The 21,249-nt window shown below is 48.9% G+C and carries 20 protein-coding genes, 2 tRNA genes and 1 other RNA gene; 1 reads left to right on the top strand and 22 read right to left on the bottom strand.

Annotated features, from left to right (window positions below; all coding sequences use genetic code 11):
* Positions 1 to 723: 723 nt before the first annotated feature.
* The 8 genes from DXC57_RS11795 to ffs all read right to left on the bottom strand — a co-directional run bounded on the left by DXC57_RS11795 (position 724) and on the right by ffs (position 9,154).
* Complete coding sequence (locus DXC57_RS11795; RefSeq protein ID WP_107001682.1) at positions 724 to 1,458, bottom strand: CvpA family protein; 735 nt, start codon at positions 1,456 to 1,458, stop codon at positions 724 to 726.
* The gene (locus DXC57_RS11790; protein WP_118652750.1) at positions 1,443 to 2,267 is read right to left on the bottom strand and encodes an HAD family hydrolase; all 825 of its coding nucleotides are present in this window, start codon (positions 2,265 to 2,267) and stop codon (positions 1,443 to 1,445) included. The genes DXC57_RS11795 and DXC57_RS11790 overlap by 16 nt, the downstream gene beginning before the upstream one ends.
* 120 nt (positions 2,268 to 2,387) lie before the next feature.
* Complete coding sequence (locus DXC57_RS11785) at positions 2,388 to 4,634, bottom strand: hypothetical protein (protein WP_118652748.1); 2,247 nt, start codon at positions 4,632 to 4,634, stop codon at positions 2,388 to 2,390.
* Between the two features lie 90 nt (positions 4,635 to 4,724).
* Entirely contained in the window at positions 4,725 to 5,324 is a 600-nt protein-coding gene (recR, locus tag DXC57_RS11780; protein ID WP_022359051.1) for a recombination mediator RecR, read from the bottom strand.
* Positions 5,325 to 5,327: 3 nt separating this feature from the next.
* Entirely contained in the window at positions 5,328 to 5,681 is a 354-nt protein-coding gene (locus DXC57_RS11775) for a YbaB/EbfC family nucleoid-associated protein (protein ID WP_022359050.1), read from the bottom strand.
* Positions 5,682 to 5,838: 157 nt separating this feature from the next.
* On the bottom strand, positions 5,839 to 7,458 hold the full coding sequence (dnaX, locus tag DXC57_RS11770) for a DNA polymerase III subunit gamma/tau (RefSeq protein ID WP_118652746.1): 1,620 nt from the start codon (positions 7,456 to 7,458) through the stop codon (positions 5,839 to 5,841).
* A gap of 17 nt (positions 7,459 to 7,475) precedes the next feature.
* Positions 7,476 to 8,555 (bottom strand): ATP-dependent 6-phosphofructokinase, encoded by a 1,080-nt coding sequence (locus DXC57_RS11765; RefSeq protein ID WP_118652776.1) that lies wholly within the window; start codon positions 8,553 to 8,555, stop codon positions 7,476 to 7,478.
* 336 nt (positions 8,556 to 8,891) lie between these two features.
* An RNA gene (ffs, locus tag DXC57_RS11760) (signal recognition particle sRNA large type) lies at positions 8,892 to 9,154 on the bottom strand.
* A 272-nt stretch (positions 9,155 to 9,426) separates the two neighbouring features.
* Here ffs and DXC57_RS11755 point away from each other — a divergent pair.
* The gene (locus tag DXC57_RS11755) at positions 9,427 to 10,452 is read left to right on the top strand and encodes a branched-chain amino acid aminotransferase (protein ID WP_118473062.1); all 1,026 of its coding nucleotides are present in this window, start codon (positions 9,427 to 9,429) and stop codon (positions 10,450 to 10,452) included.
* A gap of 55 nt (positions 10,453 to 10,507) precedes the next feature.
* Here DXC57_RS11755 and tadA read toward each other — a convergent pair whose 3' ends face one another.
* The 14 genes from tadA to DXC57_RS11685 all read right to left on the bottom strand — a co-directional run bounded on the left by tadA (position 10,508) and on the right by DXC57_RS11685 (position 21,249).
* A complete protein-coding gene (tadA, locus tag DXC57_RS11750) occupies positions 10,508 to 10,996 on the bottom strand; it encodes a tRNA adenosine(34) deaminase TadA (protein ID WP_118523030.1) in 489 nt (162 codons plus the stop codon).
* A gap of 218 nt (positions 10,997 to 11,214) precedes the next feature.
* Positions 11,215 to 12,624, bottom strand: a complete 1,410-nt coding sequence (locus DXC57_RS11745; protein WP_118652744.1) for a DUF6128 domain-containing protein — start codon at positions 12,622 to 12,624, stop codon at positions 11,215 to 11,217.
* A gap of 139 nt (positions 12,625 to 12,763) precedes the next feature.
* Positions 12,764 to 12,849, bottom strand: a tRNA-Leu gene (locus tag DXC57_RS11740).
* A 33-nt stretch (positions 12,850 to 12,882) separates the two neighbouring features.
* Positions 12,883 to 12,964: transfer RNA gene (locus DXC57_RS11735), tRNA-Tyr, on the bottom strand.
* Positions 12,965 to 13,198: 234 nt separating this feature from the next.
* The gene (locus DXC57_RS11730; RefSeq protein WP_118652742.1) at positions 13,199 to 14,260 is read right to left on the bottom strand and encodes an IS30 family transposase; all 1,062 of its coding nucleotides are present in this window, start codon (positions 14,258 to 14,260) and stop codon (positions 13,199 to 13,201) included.
* A gap of 270 nt (positions 14,261 to 14,530) precedes the next feature.
* Entirely contained in the window at positions 14,531 to 15,034 is a 504-nt protein-coding gene (locus DXC57_RS11725; protein WP_118652740.1) for a hypothetical protein, read from the bottom strand.
* 21 nt (positions 15,035 to 15,055) lie between these two features.
* Complete coding sequence (locus tag DXC57_RS11720) at positions 15,056 to 15,253, bottom strand: helix-turn-helix transcriptional regulator (protein WP_003023288.1); 198 nt, start codon at positions 15,251 to 15,253, stop codon at positions 15,056 to 15,058.
* 461 nt (positions 15,254 to 15,714) lie between these two features.
* Positions 15,715 to 17,124: a phage tail tip lysozyme gene (locus tag DXC57_RS11715; protein WP_118652774.1), complete on the bottom strand. Its 1,410-nt coding sequence runs from the start codon at positions 17,122 to 17,124 to the stop codon at positions 15,715 to 15,717.
* 78 nt (positions 17,125 to 17,202) lie between these two features.
* A complete protein-coding gene (locus DXC57_RS11710; RefSeq protein WP_002591287.1) occupies positions 17,203 to 17,685 on the bottom strand; it encodes a phage holin family protein in 483 nt (160 codons plus the stop codon).
* A 2-nt stretch (positions 17,686 to 17,687) separates the two neighbouring features.
* Positions 17,688 to 17,867, bottom strand: coding sequence for a hypothetical protein (locus tag DXC57_RS11705; RefSeq protein WP_002591286.1), 180 nt, complete (start codon positions 17,865 to 17,867; stop codon positions 17,688 to 17,690).
* 24 nt (positions 17,868 to 17,891) lie between these two features.
* A complete protein-coding gene (locus DXC57_RS11700) occupies positions 17,892 to 18,953 on the bottom strand; it encodes a reverse transcriptase/maturase family protein (RefSeq protein ID WP_118652738.1) in 1,062 nt (353 codons plus the stop codon).
* Between the two features lie 326 nt (positions 18,954 to 19,279).
* The gene (gene avd, locus DXC57_RS11695; RefSeq protein WP_002591284.1) at positions 19,280 to 19,636 is read right to left on the bottom strand and encodes a diversity-generating retroelement protein Avd; all 357 of its coding nucleotides are present in this window, start codon (positions 19,634 to 19,636) and stop codon (positions 19,280 to 19,282) included.
* 40 nt (positions 19,637 to 19,676) lie between these two features.
* Complete coding sequence (locus DXC57_RS11690; protein WP_118652736.1) at positions 19,677 to 20,819, bottom strand: hypothetical protein; 1,143 nt, start codon at positions 20,817 to 20,819, stop codon at positions 19,677 to 19,679.
* Complete coding sequence (locus DXC57_RS11685; protein ID WP_055056154.1) at positions 20,812 to 21,249, bottom strand: hypothetical protein; 438 nt, start codon at positions 21,247 to 21,249, stop codon at positions 20,812 to 20,814. The genes DXC57_RS11690 and DXC57_RS11685 overlap by 8 nt, the downstream gene beginning before the upstream one ends.

Below are 21,249 nucleotides of genomic sequence, written 5' to 3'. Positions count from 1 at the left end.
TTTCAGGGTTTTACATACTGTTCAGTTTTCAAGGTTCTTTGTTGTTGTCTCATTGACAGCTCATTTATATTACCACAAGCAGTTATCTTTGTCAACAACTTTTTTTATTTTATTTTTCGCAACTGAGCTTTCGCTCAACAGCTTGAATATCATATCATAGGCAGTTGTCGTTGTCAACTATTTTTTCTTAATTTTCAAAACATTTTCGCAAATAAGAAAACCTGTGATATTCGATTTTCCCTGCATATGCAGACCAACGTCAAAACACGTTAGAGTTAGAGTTTACCATTTCAGCATTAACTTGTCAAGGGATTTTCACTTGTTTTTTCGCTGACATATTCTATACAGAATCATTGCGCATCCTCGCGGAGCGTTTATCTCAGCCAGAGACCCAACTCCCACTGAGACAAATTTGCTATTACTCGCCACCTAAAAAGGTGGGAGTCTTCTCGACTGAATTCAAGTCGAACGTCCGTGAGACTTGGCGCGTGATTCTGGTCAGCGAAGCTGACATATTCTTTACAGAATCACTGCGCATCCTCGCGGAGCGTTTATCTCAGTCGGAGAATGGACTCCCACTGAGACAAATTTGCTATTACTCGCCACCTAAAGAGGTGGGTGTCTTCTCGACTGAAATAAAAAATTTGGCACACCTAACTCATCACTAAGTAGCGAGAATGCGGTGTGCCGTTTTTCAATATCACAGTTTTTCTCTATACGCTTTTAAATAATCCGTTTCACAACACCCATCAGGATGCTTCCAAGCATATTGTGGTCATACAGCCAGGTCAGCCAGATATTGCTTTCTATCTGGTTCAGGAAAAGTTCACCAATCGCCGTTGCCGAGAACAGTGTAATAAGCAGTGCTGCAATCCAGACGAAAAAGATCCCTTCCGCGCCCCCCAGCACGGCACCTGCCAGACGGTTCAGCCCCGATATGATCGGCAGCCGGGAGACCACATTGAGCGATACGGACAGAACACGCAGTCCGCCGAACACGGCTGCAAACAGCAGAAAAAAACTTATAATATTGATCAGGCTGTTTGCCAGATAACGGCTGACGTAGTGGGTAAAGCTGCTTACACCCAGCGCCTCGTAAACTTCGCTGTTATTATTCTCCAGAAGCGCATCCTTTAACTGTTCCGGAAGCTCCATTTCTTCAATAATACTGCGCTGTACGGATGGCGGCGCCGCGTCAGCTGCCTCATTTTCCGCCTCATCGTCCTTTTGGATAAATTTCGTCACGCTGTCCTCCACCGCCTGATAGACCACCTCATTGCTGCGAAGCAGATTCGCGACAGACGGCGCACCAAAATGAACCACCCCCAACGACAGCACCAGGGAAACGGCCGAGACTGCCAGGCGGACAAATCCGCGGTAATGCCCGTACAGTACCATGGAAACCAGATAGACTGCCACCACCACGAACAGCCAGTTTTCTTTTATATAAGCACCCATTGTCTGATCGCCTCCGCTACGCCCTCTTCCCGGTTCGAAGCGGCAATCCGGTCTGCGCGTTCCTTTAAAAATGGGGCGCCATTTTCCATCGCCACGCCGATTCCTGCTGCCTCCAGCATGGGCCAGTCGTTTTCGCCGTCTCCAAATGCCATCGTCTCCTCCGCTTCAATTCCCAGATACTGACAGAGATTCCGCAGCCCGCTCCCCTTTGTGATGCCCGCCGCGTTGAGTTCCAGATTCCACGGAAGCGAGGAGGTCACCAGAACCTCCGGCATCGCTTCCAGCTTTGCCCGGACTGCCTGCTTGCTCTCCCGGTCCTTAAAATTTAAATTCATCTTCTGCACCGGGCATTTTTTCTCCCGCAGATACTCCACCATGTCAGTAACTGCCCGGCGCGTCGCCCGGATATAGGCGCATTCACGTTCCGGTATCCCGTATTCTTCCAGCTGTGCCAGCAATCGCGTCTCGCTGACGCCGCCCTCCGATACATACATATCGTAAATAACCGGATGCCGGCGCAGCACCTCAATCACCCGGATCGTCTCTTCCCAGCTCAGGCAGCTTTCCGACACCCAGGTATTTTTCCCGAAATCCCGGACGACCGCCCCATTTGTAAATATGCCATAGTGGACGCCCGGCAGGCTCAAAACCTCCTCTGGCACTGCCGGGAGCGCGCGCCCGGTCGCCGGGACAATCTCAATTTCCCGCTGCGCGCACAGTTCCATCACCTGTCTTGTTTTTTCCGACACGTGCATTTTTTCATTTAACAGTGTCCCATCTAAATCGAGGGCTATTAACCGTGTTCCCATCTTTCTCTCCCGTATCTCTTTTTACTGTCCACTACCAGAAAACGCTGCCGGGAAGCATTCCCCCGCAGCGCTCTCTTTTACTAATTAGTTTTAATTTTAAAATTTCTCGAATTGTTTTAATTAATCAAAGAAATGTTTCTCTTTCAGAATCAGAAGTCCATCCTTATCATATTTCGATGAGAACAGTCCGCTGAAGGATTTCTTCTCCGCCTTATCTGCAGCTTCCTCGATCAAATCTTCGGCACTTGTCTTGGTAAGCGGTTCTCCATCCTCCTCCATCATCTCAGCGCGCTCGTACAGAGCCAGCATGCTCTTTCCCGAAATACTGCAGTCGATCTCCGATGCATATTTGCAGGCATACTGAACAAACTCCTCAACATCCATATCGCCAGACTTTTTGGACGGTTTCTCTTCCGGCTCATCCTCTGGATAATTGGAATACTCGTCGTCCTCGCGTTCGTCTTTATAGCTGTCTTTGTAATCGTCCTTATAATCATCACGATAGCCGCCACGCGCATAATCATCCTCCGGCTCATACTCGTCCTTCTCGTAGCGATCTTCTTCGTCTTCATACTCCGGCTCGTCATCGCGTCTTGCCTCTTCCTGACGGCGCAGTTCTTCTCTCTGCCGCTCTGCCAGACGGCGATCTTCCTCCGCTTTACGCGCTTCTTCTGCCTCTTTGGCTGCCAGTGCCTGTGCTTCTGCCTTGGCGCGCTCTTCTTCCTCACGGCGGGCTGCTGCTTCCTGCTGTCTGCGTTTTTCCTCTGCCTCTTTTTCTGCCTGACGGCGGATCTCCGCCTCACGCTCTGCCTGGCGTTTTCTGGCTGCTTCTGCTTCCTGCTGCGCCTGCTGGCGTTTCAGCTCTTCCTCGCGCGCCTGTGCCAGCTTCGCTGCATCGTCTTTCTGGTTTTCACAGCCGATATACTGGAAACGCTCTGCTAATGCCGGATATGCGCGGTGCATCTGCTCTAAACGTGCCTGCGTATCAATCAGAACAACGACCATGCCGGTTTCATCCTGTGTCATCAATTCTTCCAGCTCTTCCACCGTCAAATCGTCCAGATCGGCTGCATGCTCGACCACCAGATCCTTGCCTGCCAGGCGCTCCGCCACCGATGCGATGCCGCGATGAGAAAGGTTTGCGCCGCTGATCTTGGCAACCGGATGCTTGGTCCCCAGCTCGCGGTGAATCTTTTTCAGGGAATCAAGTGCCATCGCAAGACCGGCTGCCGGATCTTCCGCCTCGATCATCAGATGATTCGATTCCTTGATCTCCTCTTCTTCCTCTTCCGGTTCGAAATCCCAGTCTTCCACTATAGTTTCCTCTTCCTCTTCAAATTCATGAATCGGAGCTTCCTCGCTCTTTTCCTCTGCCTCTGCCGGTTCCAGGTCGCGGAGATTCCTGAAAACACGTGTCTCCCCTTCGGATGCGCCCTCTTCCTCATCGTAAGGCTTGATCTTGGACACTTCTTTTGCCAGCGCTTCTTCCGCCTGTGCTTCATGAAGGCTTGCTACTACATCCTCGTCCAGCGCAGCCTTTTCTACTTTCTCGTCCGCCGGTTTTGTCTCAGCTTTCGGTTTTCCAGCCTTCTCTTCTGGCTCTGCCTGCTCTGGCTGTCCCTCCGGCTCATTCTCCGGTTCGTCGTCCAGCTCTGCCTCCGGCTCATCCGTATCCAGATACTCTCCTTCCGGCTCCGGCTTGCGGTATGTACCGTTCTTGTACTCTTCTTCCACCGCACGCAGCTTCTCTTCGTACTTCTCGCGGTTTTCTACCAGATCCATCTGATATTTCGTCAGCGGCGCATACTGAAGTTTCAGTTCCATTGCCTTGTCCACATATTTGCCAAGACCGAACATCAGCATGATCTTGTCGCAGATCCGCACACAGTCGTCCGCCTGGTTCGCCTGATGATAAAGCTCTGCCAGGTGGTACAGCCATTTCTCATCCAGCTCTTCCTGACAATATCTCTCCAGAGAATTGATCTGCTGCTCTAACGGCGCATCCTTCGCCTCCAGAATCAGGAAACGAAGCAGGTACTGGCGCGGGTCATCGCCGGACAGCTCACAAAACTCCCGGTAATATGCCTCTGCCTCCTGAATATTATTTTCACGCAATGCAAGGTCAGTCAGCTTATATAAAAGCCCCTTTCCAAGCGGCGCTCTCTCATATGCCAGCAATAAAATATCCTTGGCATCCTGATACTCTGCATTTTTCTCATAAATCTGGGAAATCATCGTAAGCAGGCTGGTGCTGCGTACACGACGCCAGTCGATGGTATCGGCGATCTTCATCGCCGTCTCGAAATCTCCCTTGTTGACCAGTTTCTTAATCTGCTCTACCTTGATGTTAAACTCGTATTTATCCATCTTATGCATCTCCTAACTTCCTGCCGCGGCAGAAGTTTTATTGTTACTGTTCACGCATACGTGCCCGGTAACGTTTTATTTACTCACCGGCTACAGCTCTGTACGCCCATCCAGCGCGCGCAGAAGCGTTACCTCATCAATATATTCCAAGTCGCCCCCGACCGGAACGCCGCTGGCGATTCGCGTCACCCGGATCCCTGTCGGCTTAATCAGCTTGCTCAAATACATCGCGGTCGTCTCGCCCTCCAGGCTTGAGTTGGTTGCGATAATGACCTCACGAACCTCCTCTTTCTGCAGGCGAGTCATCAGCTCCTTGAGCCGGATGTCGCCCGGTCCGATCCCCAGCATCGGGGAGATCGCCCCATGCAGCACATGATAGACCCCGTTGTATTTTCCTGTCTTCTCATATGCCGCCAGATCGCGCGTATTTTCCACCACCATGATCGTCTCATGATCACGCCGGTCGCTGCTGCAGATCGGGCACAGTTCCTTATCAGTCAATGTGCAGCACTCCTTGCAGTAACGCACATTCTGCTTGGCTTCCAGAATCGCGCCGGACAAGTGCCTGACCTGTTCTTCCGGCATATTGATGATATGAAATGCAAGACGCTGCGCCGATTTACTTCCGATTCCGGGAAGTTTTGACAATTCTTCGATTAGCTTGCTAATCTGGCTGCTGTAATAATCCATCGCTTAAAACGGGAATCCGCCTCCCAGACCGCCAAGGCCACCGGTCAACTGGGACATCATCTGGCTGCTGTCCTCTTCCGCCTGACGGAATGCCTCGTTGGTCGCCGCCACGATCAGATCCTCTAACATCTCGATATCATCCGGATCCACTACTTCCTCAGACAGTTTCACGGAAAGAACCTCTTTTTTACCAGATACGGTCACGGTTACAGCGCCGCCGCCTGCGGATGCGCTGTACTGCTTCTCCTCCAGCTCTTTCTGCTTCTCTTCCATCTGGCGCTGCATTCTCTGCGCCTGCTTCATTAAATTGTTCATATTGCCCGGCATACCGCCTGGGAAACCGCCACGTTTTGCCATGGTGTCATTCCTCTCTTTCACTTCTTTTTATTTATATTCAGACTGACTGCCGATTGCAGCCGGTTCTATATATCATATAAACCCACTAATATCATTTATCTGCATTTAATCACAGCTTCTTGCATTACAAAACAAGACTCATCTTTGGCAAGCTCCACTACACGGAATCATCCTCTTCGACAATCACATCGGTATGGATTGCGTTCTTTAAATCCTCATCACTGACATAAACCGTTCTTTGCGGCACAGCAGATGATTCTAAACGGACTTTAAATTGCAGAGTCTTTTTGTATTTTTCTTGCACTACTTCCTGCAAATGCTTAAGCTCAGGCTCCCGATTGATAATTCCAAACGTATTTTCATCTGTACACACAATGCAAAGGCAGCCTTCGCCCGCCGGTTCTACACTTGTCTTGGGAAGACTGAGTCTAATCGAACCCACAAGCTGGCTCAGGGACGCAATCCGTCCCCATTCTTTCCGCATCAGCATCAGATCTTCGTACTGTGCCGGTGGAAGGGATACCGTCTTCGGCTCAGGCGGCGTTTCCACCACAGCCGTTTTGGAGGATGCCGCCTGCCCCGCTGCCGGTGCAAGGGACGCCAGTTTCTGTAGATTGTCCGGCATTTCCTGCATTTTCTGCTCTAATAGCGTAATCCGCTGTAAAATGGAATCAAGATTCTGTTCCATCGACGGCGTCGTCAGCTTGATAAAGGCAATCTCCACCAGAATCCGCTTCTGCGACGCGTAGCGCAGCTGCCCGGAAAGTTCCGAGAAAATACGGATGTAACGCATCAGCGTTTCCGTATCAACACCTGCCGCCTCTTCCTTTAAAACTGCCAGATTTTCCTCCGACATATCGAGCATATCGCCCGGTTCGTCGGTCGTCTTGGCAATCAGGAGATTTCGCATATACCAGACGAAATCGTTGACGAGCTGTGAAAGATCGCGCCCCTGGATGATCATTTCCTCAATCTCACGGATGCACGCCTTCGTATCACTTGCAAGCACCGCCTGAAACAGCTTGCTGAACACGCGGTTATCGACCGCGCCCAACACCTCGAGCACATTGTCATACGTCAGCTTTTCCCCGAAATGGAACGCCACGCACTGATCGAGAAGGCTTAACGCATCTCGCATCGAGCCATCCGCCGCACGTGCCACATACCTAAGTGCCCGGTCATCTACATCGATCTGCTCCGCCTGCGTCAGCTCCGCCAGCCGTCCCGCAATGGTATCGATCGAGATCCGCTTGAAATCATATCTCTGGCACCGGGACAGGATCGTGATCGGGATCTTGTGGACCTCCGTCGTCGCCAGGATAAATATAACGTAGGACGGCGGTTCTTCCAGCGTCTTTAAGAGCGCATTGAACGCGCCGATCGAAAGCATATGAACCTCGTCAATGATGTAGACGCGGTAGCGCCCATCCGTCGGCGGGTACTGCACCTGCTCCCGGATATCGCGGATATTTTCCACACCATTGTTGGATGCCGCATCGATCTCCACCACATTGAGGGAAGCTCCTTCCGCAATCTGGCGGCACATACTGCACTCGCCGCAGGGGCTGCCGTCCACCGGATGTTCACAGTTGACTGCCCGTGCAAAGATCTTGGCAATACTCGTCTTACCGGTTCCGCGCGTCCCGCAGAAGAGGTACGCGTGCCCGATCCGCCCGGAGTTGATCTGATTTTTCAGGGTCTTTACGATATGGTCCTGACCCCGGACCTCTTCAAAGGACGTCGGACGCCATTTTCTGTACAGTGCTGTATATGACATAAACTACTACTTCCTTACTATTCGTCGCCGAAGCTGATGCCTACATCCTTAGCTTCCCGGATAATATCGCTCTTCGGATCGACCATCTTTAATTTACCGGCAATGTCCGCGAGCGGAATTTTTTCAATCTTATTGTTGTTTAAAGCGACCATATAGCCGTATTCCTTGCGGCGGATCATCTCTGCTGCCTCCGCGCCGAGGCGCGTCGCAATCACGCGGTCATACGGGCATGGCTCGCCTCCGCGCTGCATATGCCCCGGAACCGTCACACGGATCTCCTGCCCCGCCCGCTCGGAAATCTGGGCGCCCAGCTCGTAAGCGACCGACGGATAAACCGGTCCATTTTTCTTCTTTTCTTTTAATTCTTTCTTGGTCAGGGCTGCATTTTCCTTGGAAATCGCGCCCTCTGCGACCGCCAGAATCGTGAAATTCTTGCCATTTTTAGTACGGCTGCGGATCGCATTTACCACCACATCAATATCATACGGGATCTCCGGCAGGAGAATGATGTCAGCTCCGCCCGCGATGCCTGCATAGAGCGCCAGCCATCCCACCTTGTGGCCCATGATCTCCACGATGAAGACTCTGCCATGAGACGCCGCCGTCGTATGAATACAGTCGATGGCATTGGTCGCTACATCAACCGCACTATGGAATCCAAATGTAAGATCGCTGCCCCAGAGATCGTTGTCTATGGTTTTCGGAAGAGAAACGATATTGAGTCCTTCCTCCCGCAGCAGATTTGCCGTCTTCTGGCTGCCGTTGCCGCCTAAAATGACGAGACATTCCAGTTTCAGCTTGTAATAGGTGTGTTTCATCGCTTCCACTTTATCCAGACCGTTCTCGTCCGGCATCCGCATCAGCTTGAAAGGCTGTCTGGAAGTTCCCAGAATCGTACCTCCGCGTGTCAGAATCCCGGAAAAATCCGACTGTTTCATAATCCGGTAGTCTGCATACATAAGACCTTTATAGCCGTCTTCAAATCCAACTATCTCTATGTCATCGAACATCTTGTACAGCGATTTTGCCACGCCTCGCATCGTCGCATTTAAGCTCTGGCAGTCGCCGCCGCTGGTTAACATACCGATTCTTCTCATGAGCGCTTTCCCTTTCTTCATAACCGTCCAGTACCTTCACAGTTACCCTTATTCTAAGTTTCCAACAACCCCCATATCAGGATAAACTACACCCATTTTGTAATTATAATACAATCATATCCCGCGGGCAAGAAAAAATTCCTTACAAATATCATAGACATAAAAATACCGGGATACGCGCTTTTAATCTGCTCCGGCACGGTATTCCTACCCCTTGGCAAATCAAATTCCACATATCCCGGCTATATTCACACACCTGCAAAAATGCTTGTTTCTGTATCTATTATTTTCTATTTTTTATTTCATAGGAAGCAATTTCCTATGAAATAAAAAAATCCGCACGCCCGGCTTCGAACGTATGCCATGAACGTTACCCTGACAGTTAACTCGGTCCAGGCTGCCTTGCGGCACACAGAAGCTTCTGCTTAGTGCTGCTGCATTCCTGCCCTGACACGGTTCACAGATTTCTGTTGCGCAAGACCCAGACTTCAACGCCACTTTTCAGGGGCAGCCCCACAGTAAAAACGCCCTCGGTCGGACAACACCCCTGCTATAGCGGATTGCAGGTACAGGGCACCGCTAACTCCCCGGCTGTGCGGAAACTTTATGACTTGATCTTATATGACGGAATGACCTGCAGACCGTCAGCCTGTTTAGTATACATGGCAGCCGCCGTTTTGTCAAGCCGGAGCTTGACTAACAAGCATTGTGTAAAAATACACAAGAATACATTTTATTGTTTTTTTATCATTTTTTATCCCAGAATCTTGCAACAGAAGAAAGAAATCATTATAATAGGTATAAATCTAGCGACTGCAAAAAGTCAAACAGTTACTAAATCATAAAATTCTGTAAGATTGGAGCAACGATTATGGAGAAGAAAAATATCGACTGGAGCAACATCGGTTTCGGCTATATGCCAACGGATTACCGCTATGTTTCCATGTACCAGAATGGTTCCTGGGACGAAGGCGCCCTTACCTCCGACCCGAATATTACCTTGAATGAATGTGCCTGTGTTCTGCAGTATGCACAGACTTGCTTCGAGGGTCTGAAAGCGTATACGACCGAGGACGGCCATATCGTTACGTTCCGTCCTGACTTAAACGGCGAGCGTATGGAGAATTCCGCAAAAGGTCTTGAAATGCCGCCATTCCCGAAGGAGCGCTTCGTAGACGCCATCACAAAAGTAGTAGAAGCCAACGCAGCATTCGTACCGCCGTATGGTTCCGGTGCAACCCTGTACATCCGCCCGTATATGTTCGGTTATGATTCCATCATCGGCGTTAAACCGGCAAACATCTATCAGTTCCGCGTATTCTGTACACCGGTTGGCCCGTACTTCAAGGGCGGCGCTAAACCGATCACTATCCGCGTCAGCGATTTCGACCGTGCAGCACCTCACGGAACCGGTCACATCAAAGCCGGATTAAACTACGCGATGAGCCTGCATGCGATCGTCGATGCTCATAAGAACGGTTTCGATGAGAACATCTATCTGGATCCGCAGACACGTACCAAGATCGAGGAGACCGGCGGCGCAAACGTTATCTTTATCACCAAAGACGGCAAGCTGGTAACTCCGAAGTCCAACAGCATCCTTCCGTCTATCACACGCCGTTCTATCCTGCAGGTTGCAAGAGATTACCTTGGCATGGAGACCGAAGAGCGTGAAGTATACTTAGACGAAGTAAAAGATTTCGCAGAGTGCGGCCTGTGCGGTACCGCAGCTGTTATCTCCCCGGTTGGCAAGATCGTTGACCACGGCAAGGAAATCTGCTTCCCGGCAGGTATGGAGAAGATGGGTCCGGTTACCCAGAAACTCTACGAGACACTGACCGGCATCCAGATGGGTCACATCAAAGCTCCGGAGGGCTGGATCCACGTAATCAAATAAGGACTGTATTTTTCGGTTTGAATGGGAAATATGGAATGCAAAAAGCTGGTGGAAATCATTCACCAGCTTTTTCTTCTTTCTTCTTTTTTCTCTTTTCACGCAATTCTTTGAAAAATTCTTTCAACATCATCGAACATTCCTCGCCCAAAAGTCCTTCTTCTGTCTCCACCTGATGATTGAATCTTTTTTCATCCAGAAGATTCAGTACCGAACCGGCGCAACCGGCTTTCGGGTTCATGGAACCGATGTAAACTTTTGGAATCCGCGCCTGCACGATCGCCCCTGCGCACATCGGGCATGGTTCCAGCGTCACGTACAGCTCACATTCTTCCAGGCGCCAGTCGCCCATGCGCTTGCACGCTTTTTTGATTGCCGCGATCTCCGCATGTGCCAGCGCGCTATGATCGACCATCCGGCGGTTGTAACCCCTGCCGATGATTTTGTCCTCATACACGATCACGCAGCCGATCGGCACTTCTCCGAGCGCCCAGGCTTTCTTCGCCTCGCGGATCGCCGCTTTCATATATTTCTCTTCCCGTGTCAATTTTGCTGCCACTGTTTTTTCCTCTTTCTTGTTTTATATATTTCTATCTTTTTTCCTCCATTCAAATTTATCCGCATCCAACAACAGACATCCTTATCCCAGTTTCCCGGCAAGTTTGCTCCGCTGCCAACCAAACACCTGAAAACATTTGACCCGTGTCCATCCTACCCAGAAAAGCTATCCTTTGTCAAGAGTTCTCTAAAAGGATCGACCGGCTTTTATGTAAAATTCAAATCCGTATACCAATACCCGAACCGGCTGTCGCGCGGCGGCTGGCGGGTGGAACGGACAAAGCGGTCAAAGCCGAACATCGCCGCCATATATTTTTCATTGTTTCCATAATGTCCCGGCACGCCCAGAATGTAGCGCCCCCGTTCGCCGGGTTTTCCCAGTCTCGCCAGAATCAGATATCGGTAGTTGTAGTAACCGTGCAGAAGAAAGCTGTTATTTCCATACACCCAGTTTTCCCGCGGCAGAAGCCCGATATCCTGCGGTTTGATTACCAGAATCTCGCAGCCGTCGGCGCATTCGAAGGCGGTTACTTTGGGATAGGCAGCACGCAGACGGTTCCAGAGGGACTCGGCGGGATCTTCTTTCGAAAATTCCTTGGATGAATCTGGTTGCGGTTGTTTTTGATTTTGAGAGTCTGACTGAAATGCCTCTTGATGGTCTGGTGGAGAATCTGGAGGCATTTCTTTCTGGACTTCCCGGGTGGATTCTTGAGAATCTTTCCGCCCTGCTTCTGTCTGTGCTTCCTGATAGGATTCCTGAAAACTTTCCTTCGGTGTTTCCGTTTGCACTTCTTGAGTGGATTCCTGAAAACTTTCTTGCGGTGTTTCCGTTTGCACTTCCTGAGTGGATTCCTGAAAACTTTCCTGCGGTGTTTCCGTTTGCGTTTCCTGAACAACTTCTGCCTCTTGATGATCGGATGTTTCTGAGATATCTGGAACCGCTTCCATGGTTTCCGTGTCCTCGAAAATCTCCAGGTTTGAATCCTCCAGCTTTTCTGGCTGGGGCTGGCTGATTCCGAAGTCCGTTTCGTTTATATTCACAGCTTCTTTCTTCTCTGTCTCCGTGGATGTGTCCTGACTCTCCATTTCTCCCGACCGGGTAAGTTCTGACGCCTCATCCAATTTTTCTTTCCCTACAGACGCGCTGTTCACTTCCCCAGATACATTCTCTGCCAGTTTCCGCGTTGTCTCTTCCTTCTCCGCTTCCTGCTCCCGCACTTTCTCAGCAGTCACATCCGCCAGCTCAACCTCTGCCGCATGCGCGACGGCATCTTCCCAGATCGTCGTATAGGCACGCCATGCGCTGTCCGTCTCATGAAGAGTCAGACCACAGCACTCTTCCATATTGCAGCCGCTTCCTTCAATATTTTCACAATTGACGACGGCACGGAACTCCCCATTTCCGCCACGGACAAACAGGGTGCCGATACGGATCTCCTCCTGCCCTGCCAGAAGGTATACGCCGATCGGGCTGCCGCCCGCAAAGACACGGCGGACGCTGACCTGAATCCGGCAGGAAGTTCCCCGCGTCTCCAATTTCGCAAATCCCGTATTTTTCCCTTTGATTCCGCCCTCGTATGCATAGATATATGATATTAACCGATGATATGCAGACATGTTTTCACTCCTTTGCTTTGTATTATATGCAAAAGAAGCGCCGGTTTATGACAGGATTTCTATATCCTGATATAAACCAACGCTGCAAATACGTCCGTATAACGCAAAATCGGGAACAGTTAAAAACTGTTCCCGATACTGCCGGCGACCGGAATCGAACCGGTACGAAGTTTAACCCTCGCAGGATTTTAAGTCCTGTGCGTCTGCCAGTTCCGCCACGCCGGCATCATGATTACTCATGACTGGCACAAAGCCAAATGGATGGAGGTGGATTCGAACCACCGAAGCGAGACGCAACAGATTTACAGTCTGCCCCCTTTGGCCACTCGGGAACCCATCCAAAATTGCTCTGACAGTTGAAGATTATAGCATGGCCGTCTCAAAAAAGCAAGTGTTTTTATATATTTTATTTAATATTAAAAATGTCAACATTAAATTCGACATTTTTTCATGTTTTTATCGTTTTGCCATTTTGCACAATACGCAACCTGTTTTATTGTATATTTTCACTTTTAGGCAGCGCAATAGTAAGGCTGCCACTCCTGCCAGCCTCTCACGCCCCCTATTTCCGTTCTTATGCAAGCTGTTTTACCTCTTCCTCGAATAGTTCCCCTGCTGAATGATAACCATGTATTTTGCGTGGGTATCCGTTTATCCAGTTCTCTATACTCTCTACCTCTTCCTCTGTCCTGTCGTCAAAATTTGTGCCTTTCGGTATCTTCCGGCGTATCATCTTATTTGTTACCTCATTTGTGCCACGCTCCCAACTGCTGTACGGGTGGCAATAATATACCTTTGTCCGCTTTTCTCCCTCGTTGATAATAGAACGCTGTAAGCCCTCTGCATCTGCAAACTCGCTGCCGTTGTCTACTGTGATTGTCTTAAATACCCGCTTAAACATATCAGCGCCCCATTTTCTTTCTAATCTATCCAGTGCCGCTACTACTGCCTCGTCTGTATGGTCTGGCAGTTTAAATATAATCTCGTTTCTGGTTTTCCGCTCTGTCAGTACCAGCAACGTATTTTTTGACTTTCCCCGCTTACCTAAAACGCTGTCCATTTCCCAGTTTCCGAACTCTTCCCGTGTATCTATCTCTTTCGGGCGTTTGTCTATACTCTCTCCTGCTGCCGCCCTTTTCTGTTGCCTCTGTACTTTCTTATAATTTCTCTTCTTATTCTTCTTTACTGGCAAATTCTTATTAGACAGCTTAAGGAAAATACCCTTATCAATGTAGCTGTATAAGGTCGTTACGCATACTGTTACGGAAAAGTCCCCCTCTTTCCCCTGTGCTTTCAATTCTCCCAGTACCGCAGCTGGGCTGTAATCTTCATTTACTATTTTATCCTCTATATAATTTGCGTATGCAATATCGTTTCCTATTTTAAGCTGTGTACCCCTTGCCTTTAAATTTTCCTCTGCTTTCATTTGTGCCTTGTTTGGGCTATAACTTAATGTTTCTGTATAGTCGCTATTTCTGTGCATATATTTCCCTCGCTTAAGCTCATTGTATATAGTGCTGCGGTGTACGCCCAGCTGTTCTGCTATCTCTATCACGCTATGCCCTGCTTTTTTCAATGCCTCAATACTTATACGGTCTGTCCATGTCAGCTGTCGGCTTCCTTTCTTATTCGCCATTTCTGCTACCTCTCTTTCGTTCCTGTTCTTTCCCCATATACGACGAAAAGCCGCAAACTCTTTTACAAGTCTGCGGCTTATGCCTTTACCTATTTACAACACTTTTTACAAGCGGTGTATTTCTTCTTTGCTTGGCTTAGCGGTATGCTCTTTGGGTTTTTCATTCCCGAACAGTTAGGCTTACTATGGTATTTTTTGTTGCTACGGTCTACATATACTGTAGTTTCTCCCGTATGCTGGCTTACGCTGGGCGTTGCGTCCTCGATTACGTCAAGCTCTATATTGCACCCGAACGTCTGTACCCCCCCCCCCAGAAATTTCCAGTATTTCTGCGGTGTAGCGGGCTTTCGGGTACTTTCTCGCTAAGTCCCCCGCCAGCTCTGCCGATAGATTGCCTATTACCTTATCGCCCCATTTTATGTATGCGGCAGGCTCTCCGTTGTATGTATACTTTTCTACTGTAATATCTTCACTGCCGGACATTCTGCTTAAAATATCCTGCCTGTTTTCTCCGTCCTCATTATTGAACGTCACGCCTACTACTTTCGTTCTGATTGTATCTAAAACTCTGCCACCAGATGCAGCGGCAGGCGCAGGCGTTCTGTTTTCGTTCTCTTTTCCTGCGCTTTTCTTTTTCAGTCCAAAATAGGCGCATACTGCCGCAACCACAATGCAGCCCACCCCACCTGTTATATTTCCAGACGGCAGCGCCGTTAAACCGCTTACTGCAAATAATGCAGCCGCTGCCACTAAAATTACCTTTTTCTTTGTCATAGTAAGCCCTCGCTTTCGTATCTACTTCAATTCTAAAATTTCATCAGCAGAGGCGTTAAGCTCTCTGCATATTTTCGCAAACATTTCTATTGTCGGTGCGTGCGCCCCGTTCTCCCACCTGCTTATATCTTTCTGGTGGACTTGCAGGCGTTCCGCAAGTTCTGACTGTGAAACGCCCGCCGCTTTTCGTGCTTTCCTTATGTTCTCGCCTAAATTCATGCCTTACCTCTCTTTTTCCTTTGCTCTCAAAATGAAAGCAATAATCAGCTTTACCAGTCCTACTACTACTAAAAATACTCCTAATTTCAAAAGCATACTCTTTACTCGGCTGTGGGTTTGTGTTATATTTTTTATAGGCGGCGGGCTTATCGCCCGCCTGTTAGGGCTTTCGCCCTAACCTATGTGCTTACCGATTATGATAAGTATTATGCCTATGATTAAGTCTATCAATGCGTTGATTGTCAGGTCTCGCCATTCGATAGGCTTTTTCTTTTGTTTCTTTTTCTTACCCATTGTGCCGTTTCTCCTTTCCAGTGGCTTTGCCTCTTATTTGTTCTTATCTCCTTTCCATGATTTTATTATATACCAACTTTGGTATATTGTCAATTCTTTTATGCGGAAAATGCTATAAAATTGCAAAAAAATAGAGGGCAGACAGTGAACCGTCCACCCTCGAAAACTTAAGCTAATCTTGTGGCATAATCTAAGCTAATCCAGCCTGCGCCACTCTTCAAACGTCCCCAGCCAACGCTTGCACCCTGTCCGGCTTTCACTTCCACAATGGTAAATACTCCCTTTCCTGTGGTTTCTCCCGTCTTTGCATAGTTCGTGCCTGCTCCTGTTCTGATATTAAGGTCTAAAATATCTACCTGTACGCTAAACGGAACGCCTGCGCTTGCCTGCTGCCCTGCTGCGGTATATACCGCCTTGCCGTTATCATCATATACAGTATAACCCGCCTTGCAAGCGCTCTTTGCATTTTCCAGCGACGTAAACGCCCCCAGCTGGCTTGCTGCGTCCGTCCAGCTCTTGCGCACTCTGTAATACTTTGTACCGTTTCCTGCTGCATACTTTTTATAGTATCCCTCACCGTACTCTGCACGCTTTTTCTTTACTGTTTCGCTCTGGTCTGCTGGCTTTTCATATCCAGTAAGAACGGCATCAGATGTAGCACGCACGCTGCCCGCCTTTTTCAGTGCGTCCATTACTGCTGTGTATCCCTGCAATTCTTCCCATAAAAAGCCCAGCTGCATATTAAGGTCTGCAATGGATACGCCCGCCTGTTTTGCATGATTAAACAACGCCTGCTTTCTGCTCCAATACGTCCACTGCGCCAGCCCATAGCCTGCACTGTCCTTTACAAAATTGCCATAGCTGCCATTATCCACCGCTGCTGTATATTCTGCGTCCGTCTTACCCAGCTTATTGTTATAGGCGTTCTGTAAGTTGTTCGGCATAAGCCCGCTTTCAGCATACAGATTACCCATAATACCAGCCACAGCATAAGCATTTAAGCCCTTTCCTGTAAGAAAATTCCAGATTGTTTTTTCATTGCCGCCCTGCGGTGTTTCTGCCTGTCCGCTGATTTTACGCTTAAACTCGTCCCATGTGTGGGCGCTGGTGTTATATACATACGGGTTAGGGCAAATCTTGCCCGTTACGTCGTAATGTCTGATTACATGAGATGCAGGCACGCCGTATTTATTCATAAGGTAACGGGTAAGCTCTGCCGCTGCCTCTACTGTTGCGTCCTCAAAATACCAGTCTTTATCTGTTGCGCCCATGCTCTTTGTGTTTTTCTTCCTTACGCACATTTCAATACCGATACTATTAGCGTTTCGGCACTCTGCGTGCTTATAGCTCGACGCTCCGCAATGCCACGCTATATTAGCGTCCTCTACGCACTGCCATACCTCGCCGTTAAATCCTACAAAGTAATGCGCCGACGCATTTCTATTGCCGCCGCCATAATATCGGCAGTTGTCCTCTGCGCCGCCCAGTGCGCCTACATAATGGATAACAATATACTTAATTCTGGAAACGCTGCCCTTATTGAAATTGTACTTACTTATCTTTCTGTTAATGTTCATATTTCCTGCCTTTCCGCATACAAAATAAGCGCCTGCGGTGTCCCGCAAGCGCTCTTTGCTGCTATGTCCTTATTATTCTTATCTTTCCTGTGTCCTGTGTTCCTCTACGTTGCCTGTGGTGCTGTCCCCGTCCAGTTCGTCTGTGTCCGGCAGTTCGTCCGTATACTTCGCCAGAAACTCCCGCACCTTTTCCCATACCTTTTTTACGGGCAGCCCGCATAATGCCATATTCTTAAAAATACTCACTACCTCATAGGCAATGTAAAGCAATGCGAAAAATTCAGCCACGCCCACGGTATCAAGCCCTAAATATGTACGTGCCTGCTCCGGTATAAATCCGATTAAGTTAATCTTAATCAGTACGTCGATTGCCAGCATGAATACCAGGGAAATAAGCATACCTACTTTTCTGATAGCCCCGTCAATGCCTGCGCAGCTGTTAAATTTCTTCTCTTTGATTGCACGCAGCACGCCAAAAACCGTGTCGCACACAATCGCCAATACTACCAGCTGGATAATTTTGTTATGTGCCGCCGCCTCAATAAATTCTGTAATAGTCATGTTCATAAATCCTGCCTTTCTCTTAATTGCAAATTTTCTGCCCGCTCTTTCAGCTCTGCGCCGTCGTAGCCTGCTGTCTGCTCCCAGCTTTCCAGAGTGGCTATTAAATCAGCAATAAGCCTGCTTTGCTTTTCTATGGTTTCCTGTTGTTCTTGTACTACCCTTAGTAAATTGCTACTCATGTACTCGCTCCTGCATTCTGCCGCTTAAGCAGCCTTTTCTATGGCTGCCTCTGCCAGCATTTCTATTTTCTTTCGTAGGTTGTAGCTGTCGGCGTGTCCTGCGTGTCCCGTCCAGCTCTGTATGCTCTTTTGTAACTGCTCTTTTGTGATTTTCCCGCTCTCGCACTTCTTGATAGTACGCTTTATGCGCTTTATGCTGTCCTTTCGTACTTTCCTGTGCGTTGCCCTGTGTTTGTAGCCTACAAAGTCTATACCGTTCTTTGCTGCCAGCATGGTAGTTTTCGGGTTAAACTCTAACTTAAGCTCTTCCCGTAAGAATTGCTCTATCCGTGCAAGCCAGTTGCGCAGCTGTTCCTTGTCTGGGCTTAATATTACAAAGTCGTCCATATAGCGTATGTATGCCTCTACGCCCAGCTCATGCTTAATAAACTGGTCTAATGCGTCCAGATAGATATTTGCAAATAACTGACTGGTAAGGTTTCCTACTGGTATCCCTACGCCGTCCGGCATATTGCCGTTGTGGTCTATTATCCTGTCCAGCAATGCCAGTACCCCAGCGTCTTTTATAACCTTACGTATTTCAGTTTTTAATACCGCATGGTCTATGCTTTGGAAATAGTGGTGTATATCTGCCTTGATAGCATAAAGCGGCTGGTCTGGGTGGTATTTGTTCCACTCATACAGCCACTCTTTTAGCGTATCAGACGCAGCGTGCATACCTTTACCTTTCCGGCAGGCGTAAGACTGCGATATAAACCGCTTATCAAATATAGGCTCTAACACGTTGTTTATGGCGTGCTGTACCACCCTGTCATAGAACGGCAGCGCCATTATCTGCCGCTCTTTCGGTTCGTACACCTTAAAGTAATGGTATTTGCTTGGCTCATAGGCAAGGTTTATAATATCTTCCCGCACCTTGTCTAAGTTTTCCTCTTTGTCTTTCGTAAAAATCAGTACGTCTTTTCTGTGGCGTTTACACTTTCTGGCTTTGTTATAGGCTTTCTGTACGTTTCCATAGTCGCCCATAGCCTCTAAAAGCGTAATGCGCCGCCCGTCCTTATCGGTAATGTATCCTACTCTCTTCAAGTATTAAGCTCCTGCCTTTCGCCGTAGCTACTAACCAGCAGCCGTATTTTTTCTCTTTGCCTCACGGCGGGACAGCCACTCTGACTATAGGATATTAAACACTCGGTCTTATCCCTTTCTAAGTCCTTGCCAGTATTCCGTAGAACTCTGTGCCTGTAATGTTCTCACTAAGTCACACGCCCCACGAGCGCCAATGTTCGTATTGACATTCCACGGGTAATTGTTGCAATTCACGGCACGAGCGCCGCAATTCGCCCCATTGTTCCAGTTGCCGCCCGCTATCAGCGCCGCCAGAGGCTGTAAGTAAGCAGCTGCCCCATATCCTGCTATTTTCTGGTCTTTACCTCTTCTATCAGTTCGCCCAGCATAACGCCTATTTCTTTCAGCTTGCGGCAGCTCTCGCCGTAGTGCCGTGCGTTCATAGCGCTATACTTCAAGTCATGCGCCAGCCGCAGCAATTCTTTACTTTCCTGCAATGCCGTATCTACCGTGTATAAGTGGCTTTTCGTTGCCGTCTTATCCCACTTTATAACCTCTTGCAGCATTTCAAGAATTGCGTTTCTTGTCGCCGTCTGTAAACTGAATTTCTCATACTTTGGGTACTTCGTAAGCAGAGGGTAAATATATAGCAGAAAATCGTATATTTTCTGGTGTATAATATCTGTTTTTGTCTGTATGTCCATGCCTTACCCCCGTTTATCCGGCTGGGCTTTCGCCCGCCGTCTACAGAGAGTCACACGCCCCACGAGCGCCAATGATCGTATTGACATTCCACGGGTAATAGTTGCAATCCACGGCACGAGCGCCGCAACGCGCCCCATCGAGCCAGTTGCCGCCCGCTCTCAGCGCCGCCAGAGAATATGCGTAATACTGGTAAATGTTACCAACGTCGTAAGACTTCTCGCCTGTGTTCAATGGGCTTTTCTTGTCCCAGCCCCACGCTACGCTTGCGTGGTAGTCTGCATTTGTGGCGTGTTCCGCTCTTGTAATAAGCTCGTCCAGCCACTCCCAGACACGCCCCACGGCATCTACAACGCCCACGGAAGAAACGGCATTTACCACACTGCCTGTTACGCCCCTACCTGTGTTGCTGGTGGCGCTCCATGCGTTTGTATTTGCGTTATCCAGTCCGGCAGGGCTGCCAAAAGCATAAGCGCAAAATTCCGCATAGTTCGGCAGGCGTTTACCGCTCTTTGCCAGACGTTCTACAAAGTTGTACCAGTTCATGCTTTCTGTACCCGTCATAGGTGCGCAGCCGTACTCTGATTTCAAGCCCTTTGCTCCGTCGTCAGAATTAAGGTAAATATCTACCCATGTGCCGCCGCCTAAATATACCATACCCTCTGGGCTGCATTTCGGGCGGTGTCCCAGTGTCCATACAGAACGTGGTACAATGCCGTTGCTTACTGCACTTTCCCAGCCTGTGCCAAAAATAACACTGCTGCCATTAAGCGGCTGTAAATTGCTGTCCACCTTGCGGCAGCGTCCATAATGAAAGCCGCCGATTTTACGGCTGTTTGTAGCGTTCCAGCCTGTCGGGTATGTAGAGTTAAGGGAAATTACGTATTTCTCGTCTGCGCTGTCAATTCTGCTGTCGCAGATATATACGTAATAGTCCTTACCTACCGCAAAAGCGCTGCCTGCGTCCAGATTAGCAGCCGTAAGAATGGTGTTTGCTGTCTTGAAAATTCCAGCACCACCCACGGCAATTACGCAGCCCTCTACTACAGTCAGCTCATTTGCTCCGCTGGCGTAAATGTACTCATTGCTCGGTGCTACAATATCGCTGATTGTAGCCATTTTATTTACGTTCAAAAGCGCCCTTGCGTCGGTCTTTGTAACGTCGTCCACTAATAATCTACTCATACTGCTTTAATACTCCTTTCAGTGCTGCAATGTCGTCTGTTGTCATTCCTGCCACGGTGTCTGTGCGTTCCAGCGCAATTACCTTGCAGCCCGCTTTTACCGCTTTGGAAAGTGTAAGGGCTGTTCTGTCGTTTCCTGCCTCTCCTGCTGCCGCTGCCTCGTCGGTCTGGATATGTGTTACTCCCTGCACCGTGCCGGATACGTCGCCCGCTACGAATTTCATACCTACCGCTGCCTCGTCGCAGTAATATACCGTAACCGCCTTTTTCTCTTCCTCTACAGCTGCTACGCCGCACTCAATATAACGCTGATTCTCTGCGCTCTCGATTTTTGCCAGCAAATCCGCTGCCGCCAGTTCTCCGCTTGCTACCATAGCAAGGCAGTTGTAATAGTCCTCTTTTGTCTTTAATACTTTAGGAAATCCTTTCAT

This window comes from Clostridium sp. TF06-15AC, from assembly GCF_003481165.1.
Taxonomy (GTDB): domain Bacteria; phylum Bacillota; class Clostridia; order Lachnospirales; family Lachnospiraceae; genus Otoolea; species Otoolea fessa.
This window is presented reverse-complemented; position numbering and strand designations above follow the sequence as displayed.

What these genes read in the sequence shown, in the direction of transcription:
- DXC57_RS11795 (WP_107001682.1), bottom strand. Translation starts at nt 1,458, where the DNA reads ATGGGTGCTTATATAAAAGAAAACTGGCTGTTCGTGGTGGTGGCAGTC.
- DXC57_RS11790 (WP_118652750.1), bottom strand. Translation starts at nt 2,267, where the DNA reads ATGGGAACACGGTTAATAGCCCTCGATTTAGATGGGACACTGTTAAAT.
- DXC57_RS11785 (WP_118652748.1), bottom strand. Translation starts at nt 4,634, where the DNA reads ATGGATAAATACGAGTTTAACATCAAGGTAGAGCAGATTAAGAAACTG.
- recR (WP_022359051.1), bottom strand. Translation starts at nt 5,324, where the DNA reads ATGGATTATTACAGCAGCCAGATTAGCAAGCTAATCGAAGAATTGTCA.
- DXC57_RS11775 (WP_022359050.1), bottom strand. Translation starts at nt 5,681, where the DNA reads ATGGCAAAACGTGGCGGTTTCCCAGGCGGTATGCCGGGCAATATGAAC.
- dnaX (WP_118652746.1), bottom strand. Translation starts at nt 7,458, where the DNA reads ATGTCATATACAGCACTGTACAGAAAATGGCGTCCGACGTCCTTTGAA.
- DXC57_RS11765 (WP_118652776.1), bottom strand. Translation starts at nt 8,555, where the DNA reads ATGAGAAGAATCGGTATGTTAACCAGCGGCGGCGACTGCCAGAGCTTA.
- DXC57_RS11755 (WP_118473062.1), top strand. Translation starts at nt 9,427, where the DNA reads ATGGAGAAGAAAAATATCGACTGGAGCAACATCGGTTTCGGCTATATG.
- DXC57_RS11745 (WP_118652744.1), bottom strand. Translation starts at nt 12,624, where the DNA reads ATGTCTGCATATCATCGGTTAATATCATATATCTATGCATACGAGGGC.
- DXC57_RS11730 (WP_118652742.1), bottom strand. Translation starts at nt 14,260, where the DNA reads ATGGCGAATAAGAAAGGAAGCCGACAGCTGACATGGACAGACCGTATA.
- DXC57_RS11725 (WP_118652740.1), bottom strand. Translation starts at nt 15,034, where the DNA reads ATGACAAAGAAAAAGGTAATTTTAGTGGCAGCGGCTGCATTATTTGCA.
- DXC57_RS11720 (WP_003023288.1), bottom strand. Translation starts at nt 15,253, where the DNA reads ATGAATTTAGGCGAGAACATAAGGAAAGCACGAAAAGCGGCGGGCGTT.
- DXC57_RS11715 (WP_118652774.1), bottom strand. Translation starts at nt 17,124, where the DNA reads ATGAACATTAACAGAAAGATAAGTAAGTACAATTTCAATAAGGGCAGC.
- DXC57_RS11710 (WP_002591287.1), bottom strand. Translation starts at nt 17,685, where the DNA reads ATGACTATTACAGAATTTATTGAGGCGGCGGCACATAACAAAATTATC.
- DXC57_RS11705 (WP_002591286.1), bottom strand. Translation starts at nt 17,867, where the DNA reads ATGAGTAGCAATTTACTAAGGGTAGTACAAGAACAACAGGAAACCATA.
- avd (WP_002591284.1), bottom strand. Translation starts at nt 19,636, where the DNA reads ATGGACATACAGACAAAAACAGATATTATACACCAGAAAATATACGAT.
- DXC57_RS11690 (WP_118652736.1), bottom strand. Translation starts at nt 20,819, where the DNA reads ATGAGTAGATTATTAGTGGACGACGTTACAAAGACCGACGCAAGGGCG.
- DXC57_RS11685 (WP_055056154.1), bottom strand. Translation starts at nt 21,249, where the DNA reads ATGAAAGGATTTCCTAAAGTATTAAAGACAAAAGAGGACTATTACAAC.